The organism is Paraburkholderia polaris (assembly GCF_012927345.1).
Taxonomy (GTDB): Bacteria; Pseudomonadota; Gammaproteobacteria; order Burkholderiales; family Burkholderiaceae; genus Paraburkholderia; species Paraburkholderia polaris.
Map to the genome: position 1 here is coordinate 20,793 of NZ_JABBGJ010000061.1, position 20,093 is coordinate 40,885.

At 60.2% G+C, this 20,093-nt stretch carries 18 protein-coding genes; all 18 read right to left on the reverse strand.

What is annotated here, in order from left to right:
- Positions 1–15: 15 nt before the first annotated feature.
- The gene (locus HHL24_RS38710; protein WP_169490579.1) at positions 16–441 is read right to left on the reverse strand and encodes a F0F1 ATP synthase subunit epsilon; all 426 of its coding nucleotides are present in this window, start codon (positions 439–441) and stop codon (positions 16–18) included.
- 156 nt (positions 442–597) lie between these two features.
- On the reverse strand, positions 598–1,992 hold the full coding sequence (atpD, locus tag HHL24_RS38715; protein WP_169490580.1) for a F0F1 ATP synthase subunit beta: 1,395 nt from the start codon (positions 1,990–1,992) through the stop codon (positions 598–600).
- Between the two features lie 116 nt (positions 1,993–2,108).
- Positions 2,109–2,993, reverse strand: a complete 885-nt coding sequence (gene atpG, locus HHL24_RS38720) for a F0F1 ATP synthase subunit gamma (protein WP_169490581.1) — start codon at positions 2,991–2,993, stop codon at positions 2,109–2,111.
- 139 nt (positions 2,994–3,132) lie between these two features.
- A complete protein-coding gene (gene atpA / locus HHL24_RS38725; RefSeq protein WP_169490582.1) occupies positions 3,133–4,674 on the reverse strand; it encodes a F0F1 ATP synthase subunit alpha in 1,542 nt (513 codons plus the stop codon).
- Positions 4,675–4,732: 58 nt separating this feature from the next.
- Positions 4,733–5,272, reverse strand: coding sequence for a F0F1 ATP synthase subunit delta (locus HHL24_RS38730; protein WP_169490583.1), 540 nt, complete (start codon positions 5,270–5,272; stop codon positions 4,733–4,735).
- Between the two features lie 2 nt (positions 5,273–5,274).
- On the reverse strand, positions 5,275–5,745 hold the full coding sequence (locus HHL24_RS38735; protein WP_169490584.1) for a F0F1 ATP synthase subunit B: 471 nt from the start codon (positions 5,743–5,745) through the stop codon (positions 5,275–5,277).
- Between the two features lie 138 nt (positions 5,746–5,883).
- Positions 5,884–6,153 carry a F0F1 ATP synthase subunit C gene (gene atpE / locus HHL24_RS38740; RefSeq protein WP_007180033.1) on the reverse strand — a complete coding sequence of 90 codons (270 nt, stop codon included), beginning with the start codon at positions 6,151–6,153 and terminating at the stop codon, positions 5,884–5,886.
- 93 nt (positions 6,154–6,246) lie between these two features.
- Positions 6,247–7,098, reverse strand: a complete 852-nt coding sequence (atpB, locus tag HHL24_RS38745; RefSeq protein WP_169490585.1) for a F0F1 ATP synthase subunit A — start codon at positions 7,096–7,098, stop codon at positions 6,247–6,249.
- Positions 7,099–7,259: 161 nt separating this feature from the next.
- Positions 7,260–7,805: an ATP synthase subunit I gene (locus tag HHL24_RS38750; RefSeq protein WP_169490586.1), complete on the reverse strand. Its 546-nt coding sequence runs from the start codon at positions 7,803–7,805 to the stop codon at positions 7,260–7,262.
- Between the two features lie 922 nt (positions 7,806–8,727).
- Positions 8,728–9,615, reverse strand: a complete 888-nt coding sequence (locus HHL24_RS38755; protein WP_169490587.1) for a ParB/RepB/Spo0J family partition protein — start codon at positions 9,613–9,615, stop codon at positions 8,728–8,730.
- Between the two features lie 18 nt (positions 9,616–9,633).
- Positions 9,634–10,425 carry a ParA family protein gene (locus tag HHL24_RS38760; RefSeq protein ID WP_169490588.1) on the reverse strand — a complete coding sequence of 264 codons (792 nt, stop codon included), beginning with the start codon at positions 10,423–10,425 and terminating at the stop codon, positions 9,634–9,636.
- A gap of 93 nt (positions 10,426–10,518) precedes the next feature.
- Positions 10,519–11,202, reverse strand: coding sequence for a 16S rRNA (guanine(527)-N(7))-methyltransferase RsmG (rsmG, locus tag HHL24_RS38765; RefSeq protein ID WP_169490589.1), 684 nt, complete (start codon positions 11,200–11,202; stop codon positions 10,519–10,521).
- Positions 11,199–13,157, reverse strand: coding sequence for a tRNA uridine-5-carboxymethylaminomethyl(34) synthesis enzyme MnmG (gene mnmG, locus HHL24_RS38770; RefSeq protein ID WP_169490590.1), 1,959 nt, complete (start codon positions 13,155–13,157; stop codon positions 11,199–11,201). The genes rsmG and mnmG overlap by 4 nt, the downstream gene beginning before the upstream one ends.
- A gap of 175 nt (positions 13,158–13,332) precedes the next feature.
- On the reverse strand, positions 13,333–14,085 hold the full coding sequence (locus tag HHL24_RS38775) for an ABC transporter ATP-binding protein (RefSeq protein WP_206003205.1): 753 nt from the start codon (positions 14,083–14,085) through the stop codon (positions 13,333–13,335).
- Positions 14,086–14,096: 11 nt separating this feature from the next.
- Positions 14,097–15,881 carry a branched-chain amino acid ABC transporter ATP-binding protein/permease gene (locus HHL24_RS38780; protein ID WP_169490601.1) on the reverse strand — a complete coding sequence of 595 codons (1,785 nt, stop codon included), beginning with the start codon at positions 15,879–15,881 and terminating at the stop codon, positions 14,097–14,099.
- Positions 15,882–15,885: 4 nt separating this feature from the next.
- Positions 15,886–16,941, reverse strand: a complete 1,056-nt coding sequence (locus HHL24_RS38785; protein WP_169490592.1) for a branched-chain amino acid ABC transporter permease — start codon at positions 16,939–16,941, stop codon at positions 15,886–15,888.
- A gap of 205 nt (positions 16,942–17,146) precedes the next feature.
- Positions 17,147–18,307: an ABC transporter substrate-binding protein gene (locus HHL24_RS38790; RefSeq protein ID WP_169490593.1), complete on the reverse strand. Its 1,161-nt coding sequence runs from the start codon at positions 18,305–18,307 to the stop codon at positions 17,147–17,149.
- Positions 18,308–18,724: 417 nt separating this feature from the next.
- Positions 18,725–19,891 carry an ABC transporter substrate-binding protein gene (locus HHL24_RS38795; RefSeq protein WP_169490594.1) on the reverse strand — a complete coding sequence of 389 codons (1,167 nt, stop codon included), beginning with the start codon at positions 19,889–19,891 and terminating at the stop codon, positions 18,725–18,727.
- Positions 19,892–20,093: the final 202 nt, after the last annotated feature.

Consider the following 20,093-nt stretch of genomic DNA (forward strand, 5'->3'; position numbering starts at 1 on the left):
TCTGATACCTGTTGCTTACTTCTGACCGCGCAGCTTGCGCAGACGCTGGATCGCAGCGAGCTGAGCCGTCGCATACGCGAGTTCCGCTTGCGCGGTTGCATATTCGAGGTTCGAACCCGTGTTTTGCAGCGCTTCTTCCGCACGCTTGCGTGCATCTTCGGCCTTGGCTTCGTCGAGATCCTTACCGCGGATCGCGGTGTCGGCGAGAACCGTCACTGCACCCGGTTGGACTTCAAGAATACCGCCGGCGACGAACACAAACTCTTCTTCGCCGTTTTCAATTTCGATGCGCACCGCACCCGGACGAATCCGCGTGATGAGCGGCGTGTGGCCCGGCAGAATGCCGAGTTCACCTGCTTCGCCCGGCAGCGCGACGAACTTCGCCTGGCCCGAGAAGATCTGCTCTTCCGCGCTGACGACGTCTACTTTGATAGTTGCCATATGTCGACTCCTGTGGCGGCCAGGGTTGGCGCTTTAGCGCTTACTCTGGTCCCATGCAAGGCTGTTGAGCGTAGTAAGAGGCGCCGGCTTTGCGTTCCGACACCGTGCAGGTATCGATACGCGCGAGGCCGGCGCCCGCTTCGTTACACCCGACCTTTACTGGATCTTCTTGGCCTTTTCGAAGGCTTCGTCGATCGTGCCGACCATGTAGAACGCTTGTTCCGGCAGGTGGTCGCACTCGCCTTCAACGATCATCTTGAAGCCACGAATCGTTTCCTTCAGCGGCACGTACTTGCCCGGCGAACCCGTGAACACTTCAGCGACGTGGAACGGCTGCGACAGGAAACGCTGGATCTTACGAGCGCGCGCCACGGCGAGCTTGTCTTCCGGCGCCAGTTCGTCCATGCCCAGAATCGCGATAATGTCGCGCAATTCCTTGTAGCGCTGCAGCGTTTGCTGCACGCCGCGCGTGATCGAGTAGTGCTCTTCGCCAATCACGTTCGGGTCGATCTGACGCGAGGTCGAATCGAGCGGGTCCACTGCCGGGTAGATACCCAGCGAAGCGATGTCACGCGACAACACGACGGTTGCGTCCAAGTGGCCGAAAGTCGTAGCCGGCGACGGGTCGGTCAAGTCATCCGCAGGGACGTACACGGCCTGAACCGACGTGATCGAGCCGGTCTTGGTCGACGTAATACGCTCTTGCAGCTTACCCATTTCTTCAGCCAGCGTCGGCTGATAGCCCACTGCCGAAGGCATACGGCCGAGCAGTGCCGACACTTCCGTGCCTGCCAGCGTGAAACGGTAGATGTTGTCGACGAAGAACAGCACGTCGAGACCTTCGTCACGGAAGTGCTCAGCCATCGTCAGACCGGTCAGCGCGACGCGCAGACGGTTGCCCGGCGGCTCGTTCATCTGGCCGTACACCAGCGCGACCTTGTCGAGAACGTTCGAGTCCTTCATTTCGTGATAGAAGTCGTTCCCTTCACGGGTACGCTCGCCAACACCGGCGAACACGGAGTAACCACCGTGTTCCTTAGCGATGTTGTTGATCAGTTCCATCATGTTCACGGTCTTGCCCACACCGGCGCCACCGAACAGGCCAACCTTACCGCCCTTAGCGAACGGGCAGATCAGATCGATAACCTTGATGCCGGTTTCGAGCAGTTCCGTCGACGGCGACAGTTCGTCGAACGCCGGAGCCTTCTGGTGAATACCGCGAACCACGTCCGAGTTGATCGGGCCGGCTTCGTCGATCGGGCGACCCAGCACGTCCATGATCCGGCCGAGGGTCGGCTTGCCAACCGGCACGCTGATCGGCTTGCCGGTGTTCTTCACCGTCGTGCCACGGCGCAGGCCGTCCGATGCACCCAGACAGATGGTACGGACCACGCCGTCGCCCAGCTGCTGCTGGACTTCGAGGGTCAGTTCCGAACCGTCGAGAATGAGCGCGTCGTAAATCTTCGGCATGTGGTCACGCGGGAATTCCACGTCGATCACCGCGCCGATGCACTGTACGATCTTGCCTTCTACCAAAGCAGTAGTACTCATCGCTTTTCCTTTAGATACTCAATTCTTCACTCGCGCAAAGGCGCAGTTTTGGTGGGGGCGCCTAGCCGGGGTGCGCCACGAGGGCGCACACGAAGCGGCGTGCCTGACCGTCAAGGTCAGACTGCCGCTGCGCCACCGACGATTTCCGACAGTTCTTTCGTGATCGCGGCCTGACGGCTCTTGTTGTACACGAGCTGCAGTTCGTTGATGACCGTCTTCGCGTTGTCCGAAGCGGCCTTCATTGCGACCATTCGTGCCGACTGCTCCGATGCCATGTTTTCCGCGACGGCCTGATAGACCAGCGCTTCGACATAACGCACCAGCAGTTCGTCCACCACTGCCTGCGCATCCGGCTCGTAGATGTAATCCCACTGCGTGCTCGGCGTCGCGCCGTCTTCGTCCTTCCGCTCGAACTGATCTGCCGACAGCGGCAACAGTTGCTCGATCACCGGCTCCTGCTTCATCGTATTGACGAAGCGCGTGTACGCGAGGTACACCGCCGAAACCTTGCCTTCCGAGTACAGGTCGAGCTGCACCTTCACCGCGCCGATCAGCTTTTCCAGATGCGGCGTGTCGCCCAGATGCACAACATTCGACACCACCTTAGCGCGCAGACGATTCAGGAAACCCAGGCCCTTGGTGCCGATCGCTGTTGCTTCGATCGTCTTGCCCTGACCTTCCAGTTCCTTGAACTTCTGCACCGACGCACGCAGCACGTTGGTGTTCATACCACCGCACAAACCTTTATCGGTCGTGACGAGGATGATGCCGGCCGCCTTCGCGCCTTCGTTCGACACCATGAACGGGTGACGATACTCCGGGTTCGCACGGCTCATGTGCGCAGCGATATCGCGGACCTTGTCGGCATACGGGCGAGCAGCGCGCATGCGCTCCTGAGCGCGGCGCATCTTCGATGCGGCCACCATCTCCATCGCTTTCGTGATCTTGCGCGTGTTTTGCACGCTCTTGATCTTGCCGCGAATTTCCTTCATTCCAGCCATTGCTTGCTCCTTGTCGGCCCGAGTAAGCGCTTCAGCGCTTACTCGGGTCCCATGCAAAGCGATCGAAGCAGCGCGGGTTCAGTTGCCTGCGGCCCGCGCCGCTTCAAGGTCCGTTTATGCCTTGCGGATCACTCGCAGATCAAAAAGCGCCGGACTTCTTGAAGTCTTTGAGAGCCGTATGCAGCAGGGCTTCGTCGTCCTTCGAGAGTTCCTTGGTATCTTCGATGCGCTTGACCAGGTCAGCGTGGCTCGACTTCAGATATTCGCGCAGGCCCTTTTCGAACGGCAGCACTTGCGCAACTTCCAGATCGTCGAGGTAACCGTTGTTCGCGGCGAACAGCGCGACGGCCAGTTCCCACACTTGCAGCGGCTGATACTGCGGCTGCTTCAGCAATTCCGTCACGCGGCGGCCGCGCTCCAGTTGCTTGCGGGTCGCTTCGTCGAGGTCCGATGCGAACTGCGCAAACGCAGCCAGTTCACGATACTGTGCGAGGTCGGTACGGATACCGCCCGACAGCTTCTTCACAACCTTGGTTTGAGCCGCACCACCCACGCGCGACACCGACACACCAGCGTTAATTGCCGGGCGGATACCTGCGTTGAAGAGGTCGGTTTCCAGGAAGATCTGGCCGTCGGTAATCGAGATCACGTTCGTCGGAACGAATGCGGTCACGTCGCCTGCTTGCGTTTCAATGACCGGCAGTGCCGTCAGCGAACCGCTCTTGCCCTTCACTTCGCCGTTCGTGAACTTCTCGACGTACTCTTCCGAGACGCGAGCAGCACGCTCCAACAGACGCGAATGCAGATAGAACACGTCGCCCGGGTAAGCTTCACGGCCCGGCGGGCGGCGCAGCAGCAGCGAGATCTGACGGTATGCCCAAGCTTGCTTGGTCAAATCGTCATAAACGATCAGCGCGTCTTGACCGCGGTCGCGGAAGTATTCGCCCATCGTGCAGCCGGCGTACGGTGCGAGGTATTGCATCGCAGCCGATTCCGAAGCCGAAGCGGCCACGACGATCGTGTATTCCAGCGCGCCGGTTTCTTCCAGCTTGCGCACCACGTTCATGATCGACGAAGCCTTCTGGCCGATCGCGACGTAGATACAGAAGAGGTTCTTGCCCTTCTGGTTGATGATCGTGTCGACTGCGACTGCGGTCTTGCCGCACTGGCGGTCGCCAATGATCAGCTCGCGCTGGCCACGGCCAACCGGCACCATCGCGTCAATCGACTTCAGACCGGTTTGGACCGGTTCCGAAACCGACTTACGCCAGATCACGCCCGGAGCAATCTTTTCGATTGCGTCGGTTTTCTTCGCGTTGACCGGGCCCTTGCCGTCGATCGGGTTGCCGAGTGCATCGACCACGCGGCCGAGCAGTTCCGGACCCACCGGCACTTCGAGAATGCGGCCCGTCGTCTTGACGATGTCGCCTTCCGAAATGTGTTCGTACTCACCCAGAATCACGGCGCCGACCGAGTCGCGCTCGAGGTTCAGTGCGAGACCAAAGGTGTTGCCCGGGAATTCGAGCATTTCGCCCTGCATCACTTCCGACAGGCCGTGGATGCGCACGATACCGTCGGTAACGGAGATCACGGTGCCTTGGTTGCGAACGTCTGCGCTCGCTTCAAGGCCCTGGATCCGGCTCTTGATCAGCTCGCTGATCTCAGAGGGATTGAGTTGCATTATTCGCTCCTGATAGTCAATTCTGTTGCGTGCCAGCCGCTTCAGCGCTTTAGGCGCTTCAGGCCGTCAGAGCCGTCTGCATGCTGGCAAGCCGCGCGCGGACCGAGGTATCGAGCACTTCGTCACCAACCGTCACGCGCACGCCGCCGATCAGCGACGAGTCGACTTCGACCGTCGGCTTCAGCTTGCGCTTGAATTTGCGTTCGAGACTTGCGACGAGTTCGTTCAACTGCGCGCCTTCGAGCGGGAATGCGCTGACGATCAGCACATCTGCCGCCCCTTCGCGGGCGTTCTTCAACTCTTCGAACTGCACAGCGATTTCCGGCAGCAATTGCAGGCGATGGTTATCCACCAGCATTTGCACCAGATTCTTCGCTTGCGCGTTGTCCTTGAGCGGCGACTTGACCGCGGACAGCAGCAGATCGCTGACCTGTGCGCGGCTTACTTTCGGGCTCGAGGCGATCGACAGCACTTCGGGCAGACGCGCAACCTGTGCCAGCTCCTGCACGAGCGTGGACCAGGCGGCGATGTCACCAGCTTCGGCCACGCCAAACAGCGCTTCTGCGTACGGACGGGCGATGGTTGCAAGTTCGGCCATGATCAGAGCTCGGCTTTCAGTTGATTCAGCAGGTCAGCGTGAGCTGCCTGGTCGACTTCGCGCTTCAGGATCTGTTCAGCGCCCTTCACGGCGAGTGCAGCAACTTCGCCGCGCAGCGTTTCGCGAGCCTTCACGACTTGCTGGTCCGCGTCGTCCTTCGCTTGCGCGATGATGCGAGCGGCTTCAGCTTGTGCTTGAGCCTTGATTTCGTCAGCGACTGTCACTGCGCGCTTTTCGGCGTCAGCAATACGTTGCTGACCGTCATTGCGTGCCTGAGCGAGTTCCTGGTCGACGCGCTTGTGGGCGGCTTCGAGTTCCGCCTTGCCCTTTTCAGCAGCCGACAAACCGTCAGCGATCTTCTTCGAGCGCTCGTCGAGGGCGTTGATCAACGGCGGCCACACGAACTTCATCGTGAACCACGCGAGGATCAGGAACACGACCATTTGCGCAAACAGGGTTGCGTTGAGATTCACGGTGTTTCCTTAAACGTTGCTAGTTCGGAAAGTGAAACGGCAAGGCGCTCATCGATTCTGTATTCGATCAGCGCCCAAGTGCCCGTTCCGCCCTGCGCCTTTACCAGTTATAGCTCAGGCGCAAACTTCCGAGGAACCTCAGCCTGCCAGCTTCGACAGCAGCGGGTTCGCGAACGCGAACAGCATTGCCACACCAACGCCAATCAGGAACGCCGCATCGATCAGACCAGCCAGCAGGAACATCTTGGTTTGCAGCGGGTTCATCAGTTCCGGCTGACGCGCACATGCTTCGATGTACTTGCCACCCATCAGGCCGATACCGATACAGGCGCCGATTGCACCCAGGCCGATGATGATGCCGATACCGATGGCGGTCAGACCCTGGATGTTGGCGATGAAAGCTTGCATGATCACTCCTTTGTGAAAAGTCTTTTAGAACTGGTTGGAACTGGGATTTAATAAAACAAAACTAAAAACAATTCGTCGTTCGACACGCCGTGATTAGTGGCTGTCGTGTGCCTGTCCGATGTACACCAGCGTCAGCATCATGAAAATGAACGCTTGCAGCAGAACGATCAGGATGTGGAAGATCGCCCAGACCGTACCTGCGATGACGTGGCCGATAAAGCCGAGCACTGACGCGTCCGCGCCGAAACCCCACATGCTGCCGAGCAGGGCAATCAGCAGGAACAACAGCTCGCCCGCGTACATGTTGCCGAACAGCCGCATGCCGAGCGAAACCGTCTTTGCGACGAACTCGATGATGTTCAATGCAAGGTTCGGGATCCACAGCAACGGATGCGCGCCGAACGGAGCCGACAGCAGTTCATGCACGAAGCCGCCGACGCCCTTGATCTTGAAGTTGTAGTAAATCATCAGCGCGAACACGCCGAGCGCGATGCCGAGCGTGCCGTTCAGGTCAGCGGTCGGCACGATGCGGTGATGGGGGATGACTTCCGAGAGGCCCAGCCAGCCGATCACGCGGCCCGGCAGGTCGACGGGGATGAAGTCGAGCGAGTTCATCAACGCGACCCAGACGAACACGGTCAGTGCCAGCGGTGCAATGAAGGTGCGCGAGCCGTGGATCATCGACTTCGATTGATCTTCGACCATCTCGACCAGCATTTCGATCGCGCACTGGAAACGACCCGGCACACCGGACGTCGCCTTGCGGGCTGCCAGATGGAGGATGGCGATCGTGGCCAGACCGCAAACGATCGACCAGAAAAGGGTGTCCAGATTCCACACGTGAATGTCGAAAATCGACGTCTGGTGCGCGGTGGAAAAGTTCTGCAAGTGGTGCGCGATGTACTCGGACGGATCCAGAGCGCGCGTGCCTTCGCTAGCTGCCATATCGTTAATGCCACCCAAATTGTCGAAAATCGTCTTAGGCCGCTCCCGCCGCATTTCTGTATTGCGGGAACACGCCGGGTGCGGATCGTGTCATATCCGCACTCCTTACGCCAGCGCTGCGCGCCAGCCTGAATTTTGTGTTGCTACTCTCTGCTACTACCTTAACGCCACGCGAGGGCGATCCAGTAAGTCTTGAGCGCGATAAGGTAAGTCACGAGCAGCGGCACCCAGCGTACGTCGTGATACCAGAAGGCGATGGCTACAAACATCGCGATCGTTGTCCCCATCTTGAGCGCTTCGCCGATCATCCAGCTCATTACTGTTTCGGCGCCGCTCAGCGTTCTAAGACGTGCCGCGAACAACGCGCCCGGCACCCAGCAGATCGCTCCCCCCAGGAACGCGGACAGCGCAGCAGCGCCCGGCGGCTTGTAGAACAGCCACCACACCAGCGTAGCACCCAGGGACAAAACCATTTGCGCCGCCACGACCTTGAAAGGCGTGACGCGCGATGGACGACTCACATTGGGGCCAAACAGCTTTTCAGCCTCGGCCCGGGTGAGCGGAACGATATTGTTATCTTGTTGCTCGACATCCCACGCATCGTCAGTTGTAACGTGCTGACCGGTGGACGCATCGGAAACGGTGCGTTCAGCGCGGTGGTCGTCACGCCCATTCTTCGGCGCTTGATTCGACGTTTTAACCGCCATCGCAGTGTTCCGAAAGTCTTGTTCCAGCCCGCGAGCTTACGCTGCGCTTACGGGGTTGCCATGCAATTAAATCCGGGCGATTGTAAGCGATAGTTGCAGGCAATTCAAGACTTTAGGCCGTTCAATAACCAGTGTGAAAACGGTCTTCACGATGCGGGAACGTGATCTCGGGCAACGTGTACACGGCAAATGTAAGGCGGTCGGGGGGTGGCAAAACATGCGCAATGAATCGGGCAGGTTGAAGTGCGCGAATGCGTCGTTTCGACGCTGCTGCGGACGTCTCAAAAATGCAACAGACGATCGTTTTTGCCAGCTTTGGTGGACATAAAGGACGGCGCCGGGTAGGGGCGAGACAGCGAATGTGGGCGGTGGCCCTTCCCATTGCGGTCAACGACGTTGGACGCAGCCCTCCGCGCCGGGCGATCGACGCTGCGAACAGTCAGGCGCCCGCCATTTCATGTCGAGGCCTGCCCTGCCCTCCGCACGCGCCCCCGTCCGCGCGCCGGCACGCAACTCCCGCTGCCAGATCCGAAGACGTGAAGGGACGGCCTATGTTTGAAATCGTCGCGCCGGTGAAGCGGTAAGGCTACCCCGCAAGCGGGCACGTCTGCACCGCCAATTCAAATCTCGACACAACCCGACCATGTCGGTGTCATCGGAAAACAACATCGCAAGCAAATATGTTGGAATCCTTATTATTAAGGACGAAAGATCATTAGGAATCCAACTAAAATTCACGTAGATCGTAGATCTATCGGTCAATCAGGGAAATCGTCAAACAAGCCGTGCTTGCGGCAGATACGACCGCCGCACCACCACTGCCGCCGAAAACACACGAAACACGCCAAACAGCTTGCGAGCGAGAGCGGGACCCAGCCGACCCGCAAGCATGTTCAACTTCTCTACGTTCAGGCCGCCTTGATCAGACCGTAGCGTTACCGCGCAGCCGGACAAGAATGCCTTCCAGTGCGTCCAGATCGCCGAAGTCCACCAGCACCTGGCCGCGGCCGCGTCGGCCGAGCTTGATCTTTACCGTTGCGGCAAGCAGGTCGGACAACTCCTCTTCGAGCCGTCGCGTGTCGCGGCCGCCGTCCTGATTCGCACGCGCCTTCACTGTGGGCGCAGCCTTGGTGGTCGCCGTCACCAGTTTTTCGGTCTCGCGTACCGACATGCGCTTGTTGACGACCTGGTTGGCCAGCGTGATCTGCGTCGCGGCGTCGACGGCCAATAGCGCGCGTGCATGCCCCATATCGAGATCACCGGCGAGCAACATCGTCTGCACGGGTATCGCCAGGTTGAGCAAACGCAGCAGATTCGATACGGCACTACGCGAGCGGCCCACTGATTCTGCCGCCTGCTCGTGCGTGAAATTGAACTCGTCGAGCAAACGCTGAATGCCCTGCGCTTCTTCCAGCGGATTCAGATCTTCGCGCTGAATATTCTCGATCAGCGCCATCGCCGCGGCGGCCTGGTCCGGCACGTCCCTCACCAGCACCGGCACCTCGTCGAGACCGGCAATGCGTGCAGCGCGGAAACGCCGCTCACCGGCAATGATTTCGTACTTATCCGCCGAAACCGGCCGCACGAGGATCGGCTGCATCAGCCCTTGGGCACGGATGCTGGCCGCCAATTCCTGCAACGCGCCTTCGTCCATGCGAGTGCGCGGCTGGTACTTACCGGCCTGCAGTTTGCTAAGCGGGAGCACGTTCGGCGCACCCTCGATCGCCACGGCCTCGGTAATATCCGCACTGCCACCAAGCAATGCTTCCAGTCCGCGCCCCAATCCCTTCTTTCTTGCTACTGCGTTCATTGTGCTTCCTCGATCCGCTTAGGACGCCTGGGGCGCATCATTCAATGCGCGCACCCGCTCAATCATCTCTGCACCGAACTGCACATACGCCTGCGCACCGCGCGACGCTTTATCGAACACAACGCCGGGCAACCCATAGCTAGGCGCTTCGGCAAGGCGCACGTTGCGCGGGATCACCACATCGAACACCTTGTCGCCAAAGTGCTCTTTCAGCTGATCCGAGACTTGCTGTTGCAATGTAATGCGCGGATCGAACATCACGCGCAGCAGGCCGATCACCTTCAGATCGCGATTCAGGTTCGCATGCACCTGCTTGATCGTGTTGACCAGGTCGGATAGGCCCTCGAGTGCGAAGTACTCGCACTGCATCGGAATCACTACGCCATGCGCGGCGCACAAGCCGTTGAGCGTCAGTAGCGACAAAGCCGGCGGGCAGTCGATCAGCACGAAGTCGTATTCACTTTCGACCGCCGCCAAGGCGACCTTCATTTGGCGCTCACGGTTCTGCACGCTGACCAGCTCGACCTCGGCACCGGCGAGTTCACGGTTTGCGGGCAGCACGTCGTAGCCGACGGCTTCTGGGCGTACTCGCGCATCCGCCACCGACACGCCATCCACGAGCACTTCGTAGACGGTGTTTGTGCATGCGGCCTTGTCGACACCGCTGCCCATCGTGGCGTTGCCCTGCGGGTCCAGATCGATGAGAAGGACTCGCTGTCCCTGCGCTGCCAAGCTCGCGGCCAGATTGACCGCCGTCGTCGTCTTGCCGACGCCGCCCTTCTGGTTCGCAACGCAGAAGATTTTTGCCATCGTTGGTGTGTCCCTTTTGCTGCTTGAAACTGCTTGAATAAAGTAGAAAGTGCTTTTAGTACGCGGTGCGTGCCTCCGGCCTGCCCGTAGCCGTCAGTTGTCGGCGTCCACTAGAACCTTGATCAGATGTCGTTCCGCATCGAGAGACGGCACGTTCAGCCGAATGATCTGTTCCACGTGGGCACCCGCGGGCAGGCGCTCGACCTCGCCATCCGGGCGCACGCCCTTCATCGCCCAGATCGCACCCTGCTCCGCAACCAGATGACGGGCCAGTGTAACGAAATCCGCGAGCTCTGCGAATGCGCGTGACACGATTACGTCGAACTTTGCCGGTACTTCGGCGCCTGCCCGCAAAGTTTCGACGCGTCCGGTGACGACCGACAGATTCGCAAGGCCGAGTTCAGCTTTGGCCTGAGCCTGAAAAGCCGTCTTCTTGTGAACGATGTCGTTCACGGTGACGCTCCAGTCGGGCAGCACAATAGCCAGCACGATACCCGGCAGACCACCACCGGAACCCACGTCCAGCACAGAGGAAGCGCCGCGCGTAGCGAGATGCGGCACGATCGAAAGCGAATCCAGTATGTGCTGGATAAGCATCTGCCGCGGGTCGCGAATCGCCGTCAGGTTGTAGACGGCGTTCCACTTGGATAGCAGCGCAACGTAGTCGAGCAGTTTGCCGAGTTGCGCGTCGCTCAGATCGAGGCCGAGTTCGCGAACGCCGTCCGCTAACAGCGGCGCCAATGCTTCGTTACCACTCCCCTTCTGATTCACCGTCATTGCGTCACCGGCGTGCTGTCGGTGCCGGGCTCGGCGGGTATCGTCGAGCGGCGCCCCAAGCCACGCTTCAGGTGAACCATCAGCAAGGAGATCGCCGCCGGCGTAATGCCGGAGATACGCGACGCCTGGCCGATGGTCTCGGGGCGGAATTGCGTCAGCTTCTGACGCGCTTCGAACGACAGCCCTCTTACCTCGGCGTAGTCCAACCCCTCCGGCAAACGCGTATTTTCGTGCGACTCATTGCGCTCGATCTCATCCGCTTGGCGGTCGATATAACCCTGATACTTGATGCCGATCTCGATCTGCTCTTTGATCTGGGCCAGCAGAACGCTGTCTTCGGCCAGCGTTTCAGGCGCAGCACATGCCCCCGCGCGCAAACCGCAGACGCCATCGTAAGTCACGCCAGGACGACGCAGCAGATCGGCCAAACTGTATTCATGGTCGATCGGCTTGCCGAGCAATGCGGTCGCTTCTTCAGCCGGTAACGTCTTAGGATTGACCCACGTCGTGCGAAGGCGCTCTGTTTCACGTGAAACAGCATCGCGCTTGCGGCTGAATACGTCCCAACGGACGTCGTCGACCACGCCGAGTTCGCGGCCGATCTCTGTCAGCCGCATATCAGCGTTATCTTCGCGCAGGCTCAGACGGTATTCGGCACGGCTCGTGAACATCCGATACGGCTCGGATACCCCACGCGTCACCAGATCGTCGACCAGAACACCCAGGTACGCCTGATCGCGGCGCGGGCACCATGCGTCCTTGCCCTGCACCTGCAAGCCGGCGTTAATCCCCGCCAGCAAACCTTGCGCAGCAGCTTCTTCATAGCCGGTCGTCCCATTGATCTGGCCCGCGAAGAACAGCCCGTTGATCACCTTGGTTTCCAGCGATGCCTTCAGTCCACGCGGATCGAAGTAGTCGTATTCGATCGCATAGCCCGGCCGCAGAATATGCGCGTGCTCCAGTCCACGCATCGAACGCACGAGTTCCAGCTGCACATCGAACGGCAGGCTGGTGGAAATCCCATTGGGATAGAACTCGTTCGTCGTCAGTCCTTCCGGTTCGAGGAAGATCTGATGCGAATCCTTCGACGCAAAGCGGTGAATCTTGTCCTCGATCGACGGGCAATACCGCGGCCCTACCCCTTCAATCACGCCTGTGTACATCGGCGAGCGGTCGAGACCACCGCGGATGATGTCGTGGGTGCGCTCATTCGTATGCGTAACCCAACACGGCACTTGGCGCGGATGCTGCTCGACGCGCCCCAGAAACGAGAAAACCGGCACCGGATCGAGATCGCCCGGCTGCTCCTCAAGCTTCGAAAAGTCGATCGTCCGACCGTCGATACGCGGTGGCGTCCCAGTCTTGAGGCGGCCTTGCGGCAGCTTCAATTCCTTGAGACGGGCAGACAGCGACACCGCTGCCGGATCGCCGGCACGGCCACCCGTGTAGTTATTCAAACCCACGTGAATCTTGCCGTCGAGGAACGTCCCGGCCGTCAGCACGACTGCGCGCGAGCGGAAACGAATCCCCACCTGCGTCACGGCGCCCACCACCCGGTCGCCTTCCACCATCAGATCGTCGACCGCTTGCTGGAACAGCCACAGGTTCGGCTGATTCTCCAGCCGATGCCGGATCGCCTGCTTGTACAGTAGACGGTCCGCCTGCGCGCGCGTTGCGCGTACCGCCGGCCCCTTCGACGAATTGAGGATACGGAACTGGATCCCGCCCTCGTCTGTCGCGGCCGCCATCGCACCGCCGAGCGCATCGACTTCCTTCACGAGATGGCCCTTGCCAATACCGCCGATGGACGGATTGCAGCTCATCTGACCGAGGGTTTCGATGTTATGCGTCAGCAGGAGGGTGGTATTGCCCATGCGCGCCGAAGCCAAAGCGGCTTCGGTGCCGGCATGACCGCCGCCGACGACAATTACGTCAAATTCTGTGGGAAAAAGCATCGCGGATCTCACGCCAGATCGTCGCGTGAGCCTTTCAAAGGAAAATGTATGGGCGAATTATAACGGGTTCGGTTTAGGCCCGAATTTCGACCGAATGGCCAGGCAAGAAAAAAGCGGTGTGTTTCACGTGAAACACACCGCTTCGAACCGCAGCGACCTGAACGAAAATCGAGAGTTAAGCCACTTTCTTGGCCAGCCCTAGATACGTTTCAATCACGCGCGGATTCTGCGCCAGATCAGCCGCGGGCCCTTCCAGCGCCAATTCACCGGTTTCAAGCACGTAACCGTAGTCGGAAATCTGCAGCGCAGCGCGTGCATTCTGCTCGATCAGCAGCGTCGCGACGCCGGTCTGCCGCAGCGCGCTAATAATGTGAAAAATTTCCTTCACGATTAGTGGCGCGAGACCCAGACTCGGTTCGTCGAGCATCAGCAGATCGGGTTTGCCCATCAACGCGCGGCCGACTGCCAGCATCTGCCGCTCCCCACCCGATAGCGTCCCGGCCGCCTGCTTCCGGCGCTCTTTCAAGCGTGGAAAAAGCGTAAAGACCGGCTCGAGTTGATCGAGAAAGTTGCGCTCCCCTGCCCGCTTGCGCCGATACGCGCCGAGGACCAGATTGTCTTCAACGGTCATCGACGCGAACAACTCGCGCTTTTCCGGCACAAGGCACATGCCGCGCGCGACCCGTTTTTCAACCGGCACCGCGCTCACGTCTTCACCCTGATAGAGGACCGAGCCTTTCGCATGGCCCGTAGTCGGCAATGCCCCCATGATCGCGTTCAGCAACGTGGACTTGCCCGCGCCGTTCGGCCCAATCACTGAGACGATCTGCCCGGGCCGCACTTTGATTGCCGCGCCGTGCAGCGCTTCGACCTTGCCATAGCGGACCGACAAACCGTTCACGTCAAGAATTGGTACAGCCGCGTTCATCGTGTTCTCCATCACTCCACCCCGCCCAGATAAGCCTCAAGCACGGCCGGATCTTGCTGGACATCCTGCGGCAAGCCTTCCGCAATCCGCGTGCCGAACTCCATCACCACCAGCCGATCGGTGAGATTCATCACGAAATCCATATCGTGCTCCACCAGCAGTACGCTCATGCCTTCGGCTTTGAGGCGGCGCAGCAAGTCCGCCAATTGCAGTTTTTCCTGATACCGCAGACCGGCGGCAGGTTCGTCCAGCAGCAGCAGGGTCGGGTCACAGCAGAGTGCACGAGCAATTTCGAGAATCCGCTGCTGCCCCAACGCCAAGCTACCCGCCTCGTCGTACATATGTTGCTCGAGCCCGACGCGGCGAATCTGGCGAGCGGCTTCAGCCATCAAGCGCGCCTCTTCAACGCCGTTCAGCCGCGCAACGCTGCGCCACACACCGGCGTGGCCACGCAGATGTGCGCCGATCGCAACGTTCTCCAGCACCGTCATCCCGGGCAGCAGCTTGACGTGCTGGAAGGTGCGGCCAATGCCGCGCTTGACGATTTCACGTGAACTCAGCGAATCGATGCGCTCGCCGCGGAACGTGATTTCGCCGCTCGTCGCTTGCAACACGCCCGTGACCAGATTGAAGGTGGTCGATTTGCCGGCGCCATTCGGGCCGATCAAGCCGATGATCTGCCCTGCTTTCACCTCGAAGCTGACATCGTTCACCGCCACCAGCCCGCCGAACTGCTTGCGCGCCTTATTCACCGTCAACAGGCTTTCGCCCGCAGTGGGCTTGCTGCGTTGCGGCAACGGTTCGGCATGATCCGACACATGAGCGCGCGGCCCCTTCGGGAAAAACCGCGCGACAAACGGCCAGACGCCTTGGCGAGCGTATTGCAGCAACAGCACCATCAGGATGCCGAACACGATCACTTCGAAGTTGCCGTTCTCGCCAAGCAGCTTCGGCAGCAACGTTTGCAGATAGTCCTGCAACACGGTCAGGATCGCCGCACCGAGCACCGCGCCCCAGACATGGGACACGCCACCCACCACCGCCATGAACAGAAACTCGATGCCGTGGTTCAGACCGAACGGCGTCGGATTCACCGCACGCTGAAGGTGTGCGTACAGGAAGCCCGAGATCGACGCCAACACCGCCGCGTAGACGAAGATCACCACACGCATCCACGCCGTGTTGACGCCCATCGCTTCGGCCATCATGCCGCCGCCGCGCAATGCGCGGATCGCCCGGCCGGGCCGGCTATTAAGCAGATTTTGAACAGAAATCACCGCGCCCAGCACCACTACCCAGATCAGGTAATAGATATGGCGGCCGGACTCCAGGTTGATGCCAAAAACATTCAGCACCGGAATTCCGTTGATGCCGTCGTACTTGCCGAGCATCTCCAGGTTGCCGAACAGATAGAACAACGCGAGCCCCCACGCGATCGTGCCGAGCGGCAGAAAGTGACCCGATAGCCGCATCGTCACGAGCCCCAGCATCAGCGCGATCAATGCCGTCACCACCACGCCTGCGATCAGCGCGAGCCACGGCGACACGCCGTACGTCGTCGTCAGATACGCGGTTGCATAGGCACCGATGCCGACGAACGCCGCCTGCCCGAAGCTCGTCATCCCACCGATACCCGTCAGCAGCACGAGACCGATCGCGACGATCGAATACAGGCCGATGTAGTTGAGCAGCGTCACCCAGTACTCGGGCACATGAATCGGGTGCGGCAACACCGGCAACGCGAACAGCACCACGAGGAACAACCAGAAGAACTTGTTTTGCATGATCCGTTTCATCATGTCACTCCTCTTCCTCTTCCGAGTGCGGGCTGGCCAGACTCCGCCACAGCAGCACCGGGATGATCAGCGTGAACACGATCACTTCCTTATAAGCGCTCGCCCAGAACGACGAATACGACTCCAGCAGACCGACAAGGATCGAACCCGCGGCGGCCAGCGGGTAACTGACCAGACCGCCGATAATCGCCCCCACGAAGCCCTTCAAACCGATCAGGAAGCCCGAGTCGTAGTAGATGGTGGTCAAGGGTGCGACAAGGATGCCGCACAGCGCACCGAGGCCCGCAGCGAGCGTGAACGCGAGGCGCCCTGCTTGCGTCGTGCCGATGCCGACGAGCCGCGCGCCAAGCCGGTTCACCGAGGTCGCGCGCAACGCCTTGCCGGAGATCGAGCGATCGAAGTACAGATACAGCGCGCCGATCAGCACCACCGCCGTGCCGACCACCCACAGGCTTTGCCCGGAAATCGACAGCGTGCCGAGGTTGAAGGTCGCATCGGAGAACGCCGTGGTGCGCGAGCCTTCCGCACCGAACATCACGAGCCCGAGGCCGACCATCGCAAAGTGCACCGCCACCGCCACGATCAATAGCAGCAGCGTGGTCGCCTCCGCGATCGGCTCATAGGCGAGCCTGTAGACGAACGGCCCCATCGGAATCACGATCAGCAGCGTCAGCGCAATCTGCGCGATCATCGGTAGCTGATGTAGGAAAACGCCTTGTGTGAGCGCGTAAACCGCAATCGGAAACAGCAGGTATTTACCGACCAGCATCACTAGCGCGCGAGCCGCATGCCGGCGTCTTTCGGGATGCCGCACCAGCCCCGCTATCTCGACGACAAAGCATGCCGCGCCCATCGCCATCAGCAACCAGCACGTCGCCGGAAATTTCTGCGTCTGCAGTGCGGCGAGCGTCAGCGCGCCGTACGAAACAAACTCCCCCTGCGGGATAAAGATCACCCGCGTCACGGAGAACACCAGCACCAGCGCAAGCGCGAGCAGCGCGTAAATCGCGCCGGTGGTGATACCGTCCTGCGCGAGGATCGCCGCAATTGATAGATCCATACTTCCTCGTCCTGAAGCGTCGAAATCGAAACCGGGAAACAGTCGTGGCGGCAGAACCCCCGGCCGGCCAGCAACCTGCAATGCCTGAAAAGGCGACCGCCGCGCCGGAGTACGGCGCGGCGGTCGTTGCCATTGTCATCGAACAGAATGGCAATGCGGCGTCATCTGCCGCAAGTTGCGCGAGAGGCGCGTACCGCTTTTGGTGTTAGTCGTTCTGCAGCTTCCACTTGCCATCGACGATCTCCACGATCACGCGTGCACGCTTGTCGAGGCCGTTGTGGTCGGTCGTCGTGGTGTTCATGATGCCGTGCGAGACCGGCAGTTCCTTGATGTTCTCAAGTGCGCCGCGCAGTGCCACACGGAACGCTTCGGTGCCAGGCTGGGCAGTCTTCAGCGCGACCGGAATGGCTGCTTGCAGCATCTGGCCGGCATCCCATGCGTGACCGCCGAAGGTCGCCACCGAACCCGCGCCATACGCTTTCTCATACGCTGCCTTGTACGCCTCCGACGACTTCTTCACCGGATTCGATTCCGGCAGCTGATCCGCCACGAGGATCGGGCCTGCCGGCAGGAATTCGCCTTCGCAATCCTTGCCGCACACGCGCAGGAAGTCGTTGTTGGCGACGCCATGCGTCTGATAGACCTTGCCCTTGTAGCCACGCTCCTTAAGCGTCTTGGCCGGCAGCGCCGACGGCGTACCCGCGCCCGCGATCAGCACCGCATCCGGGTTCGCGCCCATCGTCTTCAGCACCTGGCCGGTGACCGATGCGTCCGTGCGGTTAAAGCGTTCGTTGGAGACGATCTTCAGATGATGTGCCGCGGCCGCAGCGGTGAAGACGTTGTTCCAACCGTCGCCATACGCATCCGCGAAGCCGATGAAGCCGACCGTCTTCACACCGTGACGCTCCATGTAGTCGGCAATTGCGTCAGCCATCAGGCTGTCGTTTTGCGGCGGTTTGAAGGCCCATGCGCGCTTCGCGTCCATCGGCGAAATGATCGCAGCCGATGCCGCCAGCGAGATCACCGGCGTCTTGCCTTCGGCTGCGGCGTCGAGCATCGCCAGCGAATTCGGCGTGACGGTCGAACCGATGATGGCGTCGACGTGGTCTTCGTCGATCAGCTTGCGCGTGTTCTGCACGGCCTTGCCGGTGTCCGATGCATCGTCGAGGATGATGTATTGCACCGTCTTGCCGCCAATCTCTTTCGGCAGCAGCGCGATCGTGTTCTTCTCAGGAATCCCGAGCGATGCGGCCGGCCCCGTCGTGGACAGCGTGACGCCGATTTTCACCTGCGCAAAGGCAGCGCCCGCGCCGCACATCAACGCCATCGCGATACCGGTGCGTACCCATTGCTTTGTCTTTTTCATGCAAGTCTCCAAACGCTTTGAAGCGCGTATCTATAATCCGGCGCACGGGCCGGGTGTCTGAATCTAGTTATAGGGTTCAGGCATGCCAAGCATGGTTTTCCCTGCTCAGCGCCAATGCCTTCGCCGTTCTGGTGCCACTCCCCTGCTGCGAACCCTTGCTGCGATTTCTTATGCGCGAAACACTAACATGTTAGTAGTATTGCGCTCTGCATCATCCACGGTCAATAGACTGCCGCCCGAATGCGGGTTTGTCCTGAAATGGGCTGCTTTAGCCGCGCTTCGCGCGCGCTTTCATCACCGATCCTTCGCTTGTCCAACGCACTTCACGCACCGCCATTCATCAAAACGCAGGCAATAAAAAAGACGCGTCAACTGCACGCGTCTTTTTGATGGGGTTCCGTATCGCTTCGCCTTCGCTCAGTCGCCGGACAGCTTCCACTTGCCGCCGACGATCTCCACCATCACACGCGCCCGCTGGTCGAGACCAGAATGGTCGTTCGCGCTCATGTTGAAGATGCCGTGGGAAGCAGGCATGTCTTTAGTGCTTTCGAGTGCTGCACGCAGCGCTTCGCGGAACGCAGGCGTGCCCGGCTGACCTTTCTTCAGCGCCAACGGAATCGCGCGTTGCAGCAGCAAGCCTGCATCCCATGCGTGACCGCCGAATGTCGACACCGAGCCGGCGCCGTATGCGGCTTCATACGCATGCTTGTATGCGAGCGAGGTCTTCTTCACCGGGTTCGAATCGGGCAGTTGGTCAGCAACCAGCAGCGGACCGGCCGGCAGATAGGTGCCTTCGCAATCCTTGCCGCACACGCGCAGGAAGTCATTATTGGCGACGCCGTGCGTCTGATAGTACTTGCCCTTGTAGCCGCGTTCCTTGAGGGTTTTTTGCGGCAGCGCCGCCGGCGTGCCCGCACCGGCGATCAGTACCGCATCCGGATTCTGCGACATGATCTTCAGCACCTGGCCGGTCACCGAAGCATCGTTGCGCGCGAAGCGTTCGTTCGCGACGATCTTGATCTTCGCGAGATCGGCCGCCTTGCCGAACTCCTTGAACCAGCTCTCGCCGTACGCATCTGCAAAGCCGATGAACCCGACCGTCTTCACACCGTGATTCGCCATGTGCTGCGCGATCGCGGTGGCCATCAGAATGTCGTTTTGCGGTGTCTTGAAGACCCATGCGCGCTTCGCATCCATCGGTTCGACGATGCTCGCCGCGGCGGCCATAGAGATCATCGGCGTGGTGCTTTCGGCGGCGACGTCGATCATGGCCAGCGAGTTCGGCACGACGGTCGAGCCGATCAACGCATCCACGTGATCTTCGCTAGTGAGCTTGCGTGCGTTCTTGACGGCCTGAGTCGAATCAGTGGCGTCGTCCAATACGATGTAGTCGATTTTCTGCCCTGCCACTTCTTTAGGCAGCAGCGCAATCGTGTTCTTTTCCGGAATACCGAGCGATGCAGCCGGCCCCGTTGCCGATACCGTCACGCCGATTTTCACGTCCGCGAATGCATGACCGCTCCATGCTGCGGATACTCCGGTGGCGACCAATGCCGCGCTCATCCAACGCAATGCCGACTTCATCCCGCTCCTCGATCTACCCCGTTATTCATTTGAATCTAAATCCGTAGATTTAAATCACCGACCCAGCGGTCGGTGAATGGCGAGTTTAGCGGACGAAAGCCCCGCGCTGCAAGCATTTTGCAGGGTAGCGACGGATGAAATTGGGCGTAGCTCGGTGAATAAAAAAGGGTCACCGAATTAGCGAGGATTTGAATGGCGCTTT

What these genes read in the sequence shown, in the direction of transcription:
- mnmG (WP_169490590.1), bottom strand. Translation starts at nt 13,157, where the DNA reads ATGCTTTTTCCCACAGAATTTGACGTAATTGTCGTCGGCGGCGGTCAT.
- atpA (WP_169490582.1), bottom strand. Translation starts at nt 4,674, where the DNA reads ATGCAACTCAATCCCTCTGAGATCAGCGAGCTGATCAAGAGCCGGATC.
- atpG (WP_169490581.1), bottom strand. Translation starts at nt 2,993, where the DNA reads ATGGCTGGAATGAAGGAAATTCGCGGCAAGATCAAGAGCGTGCAAAAC.
- HHL24_RS38775 (WP_206003205.1), bottom strand. Translation starts at nt 14,085, where the DNA reads ATGAACGCGGCTGTACCAATTCTTGACGTGAACGGTTTGTCGGTCCGC.
- atpD (WP_169490580.1), bottom strand. Translation starts at nt 1,992, where the DNA reads ATGAGTACTACTGCTTTGGTAGAAGGCAAGATCGTACAGTGCATCGGC.
- HHL24_RS38790 (WP_169490593.1), bottom strand. Translation starts at nt 18,307, where the DNA reads ATGAAAAAGACAAAGCAATGGGTACGCACCGGTATCGCGATGGCGTTG.
- HHL24_RS38780 (WP_169490601.1), bottom strand. Translation starts at nt 15,881, where the DNA reads ATGAAACGGATCATGCAAAACAAGTTCTTCTGGTTGTTCCTCGTGGTG.
- HHL24_RS38750 (WP_169490586.1), bottom strand. Translation starts at nt 7,805, where the DNA reads ATGGCGGTTAAAACGTCGAATCAAGCGCCGAAGAATGGGCGTGACGAC.
- HHL24_RS38795 (WP_169490594.1), bottom strand. Translation starts at nt 19,891, where the DNA reads ATGAAGTCGGCATTGCGTTGGATGAGCGCGGCATTGGTCGCCACCGGA.
- atpB (WP_169490585.1), bottom strand. Translation starts at nt 7,098, where the DNA reads ATGGCAGCTAGCGAAGGCACGCGCGCTCTGGATCCGTCCGAGTACATC.
- HHL24_RS38760 (WP_169490588.1), bottom strand. Translation starts at nt 10,425, where the DNA reads ATGGCAAAAATCTTCTGCGTTGCGAACCAGAAGGGCGGCGTCGGCAAG.
- rsmG (WP_169490589.1), bottom strand. Translation starts at nt 11,202, where the DNA reads ATGACGGTGAATCAGAAGGGGAGTGGTAACGAAGCATTGGCGCCGCTG.
- HHL24_RS38730 (WP_169490583.1), bottom strand. Translation starts at nt 5,272, where the DNA reads ATGGCCGAACTTGCAACCATCGCCCGTCCGTACGCAGAAGCGCTGTTT.
- HHL24_RS38755 (WP_169490587.1), bottom strand. Translation starts at nt 9,615, where the DNA reads ATGAACGCAGTAGCAAGAAAGAAGGGATTGGGGCGCGGACTGGAAGCA.
- HHL24_RS38710 (WP_169490579.1), bottom strand. Translation starts at nt 441, where the DNA reads ATGGCAACTATCAAAGTAGACGTCGTCAGCGCGGAAGAGCAGATCTTC.
- atpE (WP_007180033.1), bottom strand. Translation starts at nt 6,153, where the DNA reads ATGCAAGCTTTCATCGCCAACATCCAGGGTCTGACCGCCATCGGTATC.
- HHL24_RS38785 (WP_169490592.1), bottom strand. Translation starts at nt 16,941, where the DNA reads ATGGATCTATCAATTGCGGCGATCCTCGCGCAGGACGGTATCACCACC.